Raw genomic sequence first — 7028 nt, forward strand, 5'->3', positions numbered from 1 at the left:
TTAGTTTTAGAAAGGGGAATAGCAACCAATTTTAGGTTGCTATTCTTTTTATATTGAAGTCTTTATGTTTTACAAGACGGTTATAATGATTAACTTCTAACTTTTCCAAGACGTTGGTAAGCATTCACACCCATTTTTGTTTTTGATAAAACAATTGTTAATAAGAATGGGATAACGATTGCGACTAGCATTGCAATTGCGAAGGTAAGCATATCTTGTACTTGAATTGATAGGATCCCAGGGATACCACCAACACCGATAGAGTTTGCCATTACTCCACTAGCTACTGATATAACTGCCGCCACCGCTGAACCAATCATCGCTGCTAGGAAAGGGAATAAATATTTTAAATTAATACCAAACATCGCGGGTTCAGTAACACCTAAATAACAAGAAATTGCAGCTGGAACGGAAACTTGCTGCTCTTTTTCATCTTTTCGATTTAAGAAAATCATCGCAACCACCGCTGAACCTTGCGCAATATTCGATAATGCAATCATTGGCCATAGATTTGTTCCACCGAACTCACTCATCAATTGTAGATCAATAGCATTGGACATGTGATGGAGACCAGTTATAACGAGTGGTGCATAAGCAAATCCAAATACAGCTGCAAATAACCAGCCAAATGCAGATGTTAATCCTGTGTACACAACATCAGAAATCCATGAACCGATTGTCCAACCAATTGGTCCTAATACAACATGTGCAATTAACACTGCTGGAATTAAAGCAAAGAATGGAACAAAAATCATCGATATAACATTAGGAATGACTTTACGCAACCCTAATTCAAGATATGCAAGTACAAATCCGGCAAGAATGGCTGGAATAACTTGGGCCTGATACCCGATCATTTGCACTTGTGCAAAACCAAAGTCCCATACAGGTATTTCTTGCGCACCTGCAACACCATAAGCGTTGAGGAGCTGAGGAGAAACTAAAGTAATACCTAAAACAATTCCAAGTATTTGGGTCGTTCCCATCTTTCTTGAAATCGCCCATGTAATCCCGACCGGCAAAAAGTGGAATATCGCTTCACCAATTAACCACAAGAACGCATGGACACCAGCCCAGAATTGTGATATTTCAACTAATGTTTTGGTTCCATCATCAATCATCTTTATTTCGCCAATAACATTTCTAAAACCTAGAATAAGACCACCAACAACTAGTGCTGGAATTAATGGTGTAAAAATGTCAGCAAGATGGGCAATCATACGCTGTAACACATTCATATTCTGTTTAGCTGCAACTTTCGCATCGTCTTTCGATGCTGTATCACCTACACCTGAAACCTTTGAAAATTCATTATAAAAGGTTGATACTTCATTACCAATAATAACTTGAAACTGTCCAGCTTGTGTAAAGGTCCCTTTAACAATATCGATTTCTTCTACCTTTTTCACATCTGCCTGTTTTGGATCTTTTAAAACGAAACGCATTCTAGTAGCACAGTGTGTAACAACAGAAATATTGTCACTTCCCCCTACATGCTCAAGCAAATCCTTTGCTGAGTCAGTATATTTACTCATGTAGTTTAACCCCCTCATCATTTATAAAACATATACTTGTTTGCGGTTACAAAAATTTGTATATACAAGTCATTGATTGCGTTTTCATTCTATCTTGTATATACAAGTATGTCAACAAAATTACCTCATTTTACTTTTCACAATCTGCTATTTTATTATTCAAAAGAAAAACGGGGCGCCTGGAGCTAGACATTTTAACACAAAGTACTATCTTTTAAAAACATAAAAAGGGCGAAATCGTTTAAGATTTCGCCCCGATATTTTCTTCTAATTATAATGGTTGCACCTTAATTCGTTATTATTGTAAGTAAGCTCACTTTTAGTAATTGTCTAATTCCATTGATTCAATTGCTGGTTCTTTAAAATGGCCCATTGCAATCCACATGTATACTAATGCAATAGCATAATAAATAAGATTGTGTAAATCTGTTTGGAATATTTGTAGCAGAATATCTAGTAAAATTGGTATAGTAAGTGCATAGATACTTAAGCTGTATAGCCTACCGAATGAAAGTTTCGTCTTTCTAATTGCGGCAATGATTAAACCAAGAAGTGATAGTAGTAAAGCACTAAATAACTTTCCAATGAAAAATCCAATCCAAACAAAAAATGCCGCAATGGCGCTAAACCACTTTAGTAGGGGTAACTTGTTAATTACATCATCTTGGTCAAATGTAATTCCTGTAAAATCACTAAAGGAGTATTCCTCAGAGCTAAAGCCGTTTTCTTTCGTAATTACACGGTCTTCTAGTATCAATGTTGCTGATTCATATTGGTCTAGAACACCAGGCGTTGTTTGACCATCTGTATCAATGATAAGGGTACTTCCATCAATATTATCATAAACAATTGGCATTGGTTCTTTCACATCAAGCAATCCACCAGAAAATGTGAATTCTGGTATATTTCCACTAACCTCGGTTACAAACTTACCAATATCTCTATTTATTTGATACCCAATAATGATGCTGTTTAAAGTTCCAAATAGTAGAGTAAACAGGAACAAATATAAAAACGCTTTCCCTATTCCTTGTTTAACCATATCAGGATATTTATCAAATTTCACCATACTATACATTAGTTTGTTAAAAAAGCTCATAGCACATCCTCCTTGTAAGGTCTATTAACTTCATTTAATTAAATGGACCTAAGTGAAAGCAAACCTAACTGTTGTTTTTTTCCTTCCGGACGGATTGGCTTATACCATAGAGTCGATGACGCCCGGGGCTAAATTAATATCATTTCCAAAATAGAACTACAATATTCAATAAACGAAATACCTTTTTCATTGTAGATGGTGGCTTGCGAAGCCCGCTTATTTTAAAAAGAGCTACTAAAACCTTTTAACTTTAGTCAAAACTGTTAGTCAGGTTTGTAGCTCTCCTAAATTATTCTATTTCTTGTTCTATGTGCGCTTTTCGGGCTCTTAGCAGTCTAGCGGCGTTAAGTACAATTGTCTTTAGTACCGCATAGGTTGGGACTGCAAGGATCATTCCCAGTACCCCTGCTAAATTACCTGCAACTAGTAATAGGATAATGATCGTCGCAGGATGGGTATCTAATCGTTTACCTAGAATTAATGGTGAGAGAAGATTTCCCTCTACCTGTTGGGCTATTAAAATGACGACGACAACTAATAATCCAGTAGTTGGTGACTCAAACAAACCTATTATTACTGCTGGTGCCCCCCCAAGAAATGGGCCAACATAGGGAATGATATTTGTTACTGCTACAATCATTGCCATAACTAAAGCATATGGTAAATCGATGATTAAGTAGCCTATAAAAGCTAATGTGCCAACAAACAATGCAACTAAAACCTGTCCTTGAATATAGGCTGCTAATGTATTTCCAGTATCTTTTAAAGTTTCAATTCCCTCTTTTCTATATGCCACCGGGAAAAACTTTGTAAGGGCAATTGGAAACCTATGACCATCCTTGAACATATAAAATAATAGAAATGGAACCGTGACGATGGTGATTGTGACATTGGCAATTAACCCAAGAAGGTTGGAAATCGCTTGTGACGCTAAATCAGGGAGCGTGTTAGCAAATCGAATAAGCTCATTTTCAACTTCGGTAATTGGAACATAGGATTGAGTCATGACCCATTTGAATTGTGGGGAAGTCGACAACCCATTTATTAGAAGTTTCGTTTGTTCTGCATACAGTGGTAAATTATTAAACAACTCTGTTATTTGCCTTGATATCAATGGGGCCAAGCTCCCTATTACAACACCTACTAATCCAATAAAAACAACATACATAATGGCAATTGCCAATATTCTTGGCACCCTCCATTTTTGCAGTATTTTAACTAAAGGATTTAATAAAAAATATAAAAATCCTGATATTATGATTGGAAAGAATAGTGTTGTAAAGAAAACGACAACTGGTTCAAACAAAAATGTAATTTTTGAAGATAGATACAATATGGTTACAATAATTAATAGTTGAAGAGACCAAAAATGAAATTTATTTTTAAACAATTTACTCTACCTCATTTGCTTTTTAACTTCTTAGATCCGAAGACTTAACCAAGTATACATCAACTACTATTATAATGGAACATTCTGGATTTGTACATTTTAGATGGTTTAGCGGACTCAGAATACATTAAGCATAAATTCCTAAAAATGAGGTATTGTTGACAAATAAGGAACGAGAGTCCCCTACATATAATTCTCTAGATCTTTTTGAACTTTTTTCCATTTAATGCAACAAAGAGGTCAAACTATACATAGTTGACCTTTGGTTTCGATATTATTCTTTCAAATGACCAGAGCGGACAACCTTTGTGTTCAAATACTTCTCATTAAATTCGGTGGTATCACCCCAAAGTGGGGTCCGACCTGTAACATCCATTCCAGAATTTTGTAAGGCATCTAATTTTTTGGGATTGTTTGTAAGTAACGTAACTGCTTTTTTTCGTAAAGTTTTCAACACTCGAATGGCATCATCATAGTTCCTAGCATCGTCAACAAAACCAAGCTTTAAATTAGCTTCGACTGTATCATACCCGTTTTCTTGTAAAACATATGCCATTGCTTTACTGAACAAGCCGATACCTCTTCCCTCGTGGTTTGCTAGGTAAAACAGAGCTCCTGTCCCGTGTTCTGTGATCATTTTCATTGATTGCTCTAATTGGAATCCACAGTCACAACGTTTACTACCAAAAATATCACCTGTGTGACAGATTGAGTGCATACGAATCAGTGCATCTTCATTATTTTCAAAATCACCATAAACGAGTGCACTGGACTGTTGAAGCTCAGCTAAGTTTACAGACGATAATTTTTCTACAATTCGTTGGTAGTCTTCTGTAACTTCTTCACATTGCAACCAGCAATACCACTGAAAAATTTCGGTTTTATCACCTAATGTAACTGGTAAACGGATAGGACCAACTAAATAGATTGCACCTTTATCTGTTTTTATTAACTGTATTTTCTTTTCCAACAAGGCAAGAACTTTATGATCAAGTGTCATGGTGTTCATTTGTTAAACCCCTTTATTTCATAATTTAACTTACTTTCTGTAATAAACTTTATATTTGTAATGAAACGATGTCAAGTAATCTTTTTACCATAAATAAACTTGTATTTAAAAGTTAGTTTACGCTACAATAAAAAAAATGAGGTGATATAAATGAATCCATCCTTATTATGTCCAAGATTTGAAAAGGCCATGACATTAATAAGCAAGCGCTGGACTGGACTTATTGTTTTTCAACTTCTATCTGGCCCACATCGGTTTGGCACCCTGGAATCATCCCTCCCCATCAGTGGTAGACTTTTGTCTGAAAGGCTAAAGGAATTAGAAAAAGAGGACATCGTCAGTCGCAAAGTATTTCCTGAAACCCCTGTGCGCATTGAATATTCCTTAACTACAAAAGGACTTGCACTTGAACCTATAATCAAAGAAATTCAAAATTGGTCTCAAGACTGGATTAAAATTGAAGATAACTAAAACGATTCGACAAGTACCAGGTACTTGTCGAATCGTTTTAATTTCAAATTTTTTACAACTTAAGATAAAACCGATAAAGCGCTCTTAATATGGTATTATAGTTACGTTAGTTAAAGTAATAATAGGAGGAACATCTGATTTGTTAAAACGCAGTATTCATTTATTTTTAGTTATAATAATTTTGACATTATCCTATTTACCCACTCTTGCACTAGCGCATAATGGTGGGAGAGATGAATTAGGTGGCCACTTCAGACGAGCTGATTGTGTCTATATCCTTCATGAACCAACACCCATTGCTAAATCTGCTGCAAACCTCACAGAGTTAATTGGACTGATTAAAAAAAATAATAGTAATTCTAGTTGTGCAGAAAAATTAAGCCCAAGTACTGTTGAGTTAGAAGGATATACTTTTACAGGAAGTCAATCAACCTCTCCACAAACTGGATCAACACCACCACAAGTAAAAGAAACAGTGCCTGACACAGAGACACAATTACAGATTGGCCAAAAATACACGGCAACTCTAGAAAAATGTACAGACGGAGATACAGCTAATTTCAATATTAATGGAACCATTTATAAAACTCGTTTTCTTTATATTGATACACCTGAAAGTACAAACCAAATTGAACCCTTTGGAAAAGAAGCTAGTGATTATACATGTTCTTTTTTGAAACAGGGTGAAATTACAATTGAAACAGATGGGAAAGATCTTTTTGATAAGTATGAACGTCTACTTGCATGGGTATGGGTTGATGCGAAACTCCATCAAGAAGAAATCACAAAGGCTGGGCTAGTTGAGGATTTTTATGATTATGGTACCTATAAATATGAAGATCGTATCATTTCAGCTATGGAAAATGCCAAAACAAACTATACTGGCATGTTTGCTTCTTTAAAACCAGACGATTCAACAAAACCAACAGATAATCGTTCGACAAGTGAGAGTACGGATAAAGACGATAGTTCTACTGAAAGTGAAAAAGTAGCCCCTAATTCTAAAGAAAACCAATCCGAGCCTGCTACAAAAGAAAAAGAGGCTATTGAAAATGAAGTTGAGTCATCAATAGACGAAGAAAAAAATGGACCAATCTATACAGCAATCATCATTATTATCCTCATTCTGTTTTTTGTTTTTTATAAAGCAAAATAAGAAAAGCGAAAGGCGCGCCCGTCTTTCGGCGACAAGCATAAGACGGTTTATTCAAGAAGGTGGTTTTTCCTTCTTAAAGGAAATGGCTTATGACCTCAGGTCCGATGGCGCCTGGAGCTAGACATAGATAGACAAAGACTCGAAGTTATACACAACCTTACAATTTTATAAATTCCTCACTAGCATTGCATTAAATAAAAATCAATTTGTCAAGACTAATTCAACATAAATTTATATTGATTTTTTTGTAATAATTGGTAATTTTTAGTTCAAATAGATACAAAAAAACCTTATAATTAGGTGGAAGGTAGGTTGTCCTGTCCAAATCCCAATTATAAGGAGAAATCTATGGACAAGAATACCATAAA

General features: G+C 35.3%; 6 protein-coding genes. 2 read left to right on the plus strand and 4 right to left on the minus strand.

Features of this window, described 5'->3' with window-relative positions; genetic code table 11:
- Positions 1-89: 89 nt before the first annotated feature.
- The 4 genes from treP to PY093_RS16300 all read right to left on the minus strand — a co-directional run bounded on the left by treP (position 90) and on the right by PY093_RS16300 (position 5033).
- Positions 90-1535, minus strand: a complete 1446-nt coding sequence (gene treP / locus PY093_RS16285; RefSeq protein WP_275646905.1) for a PTS system trehalose-specific EIIBC component — start codon at positions 1533-1535, stop codon at positions 90-92.
- A gap of 319 nt (positions 1536-1854) precedes the next feature.
- Positions 1855-2634, minus strand: a complete 780-nt coding sequence (locus PY093_RS16290) for a DUF1189 domain-containing protein (RefSeq protein ID WP_275646906.1) — start codon at positions 2632-2634, stop codon at positions 1855-1857.
- Positions 2635-2923: 289 nt separating this feature from the next.
- Positions 2924-4024, minus strand: coding sequence for an AI-2E family transporter (locus tag PY093_RS16295; RefSeq protein ID WP_275646907.1), 1101 nt, complete (start codon positions 4022-4024; stop codon positions 2924-2926).
- Positions 4025-4298: 274 nt separating this feature from the next.
- On the minus strand, positions 4299-5033 hold the full coding sequence (locus tag PY093_RS16300; RefSeq protein ID WP_275646908.1) for a GTP cyclohydrolase II: 735 nt from the start codon (positions 5031-5033) through the stop codon (positions 4299-4301).
- Between the two features lie 150 nt (positions 5034-5183).
- On the opposite strand from PY093_RS16300, the gene PY093_RS16305 reads away from it, so the two are divergent.
- Together PY093_RS16305 and PY093_RS16310 are read left to right on the plus strand one after the other, a co-directional pair.
- Entirely contained in the window at positions 5184-5504 is a 321-nt protein-coding gene (locus PY093_RS16305) for a winged helix-turn-helix transcriptional regulator (RefSeq protein ID WP_275646909.1), read from the plus strand.
- 139 nt (positions 5505-5643) lie between these two features.
- Positions 5644-6660, plus strand: a complete 1017-nt coding sequence (locus PY093_RS16310; protein ID WP_275646910.1) for a thermonuclease family protein — start codon at positions 5644-5646, stop codon at positions 6658-6660.
- Positions 6661-7028: the final 368 nt, after the last annotated feature.

Source organism: Cytobacillus sp. S13-E01 (assembly GCF_029193815.1).
Taxonomy (GTDB): domain Bacteria; phylum Bacillota; class Bacilli; order Bacillales; family Bacillaceae_L; genus Bacillus_BV.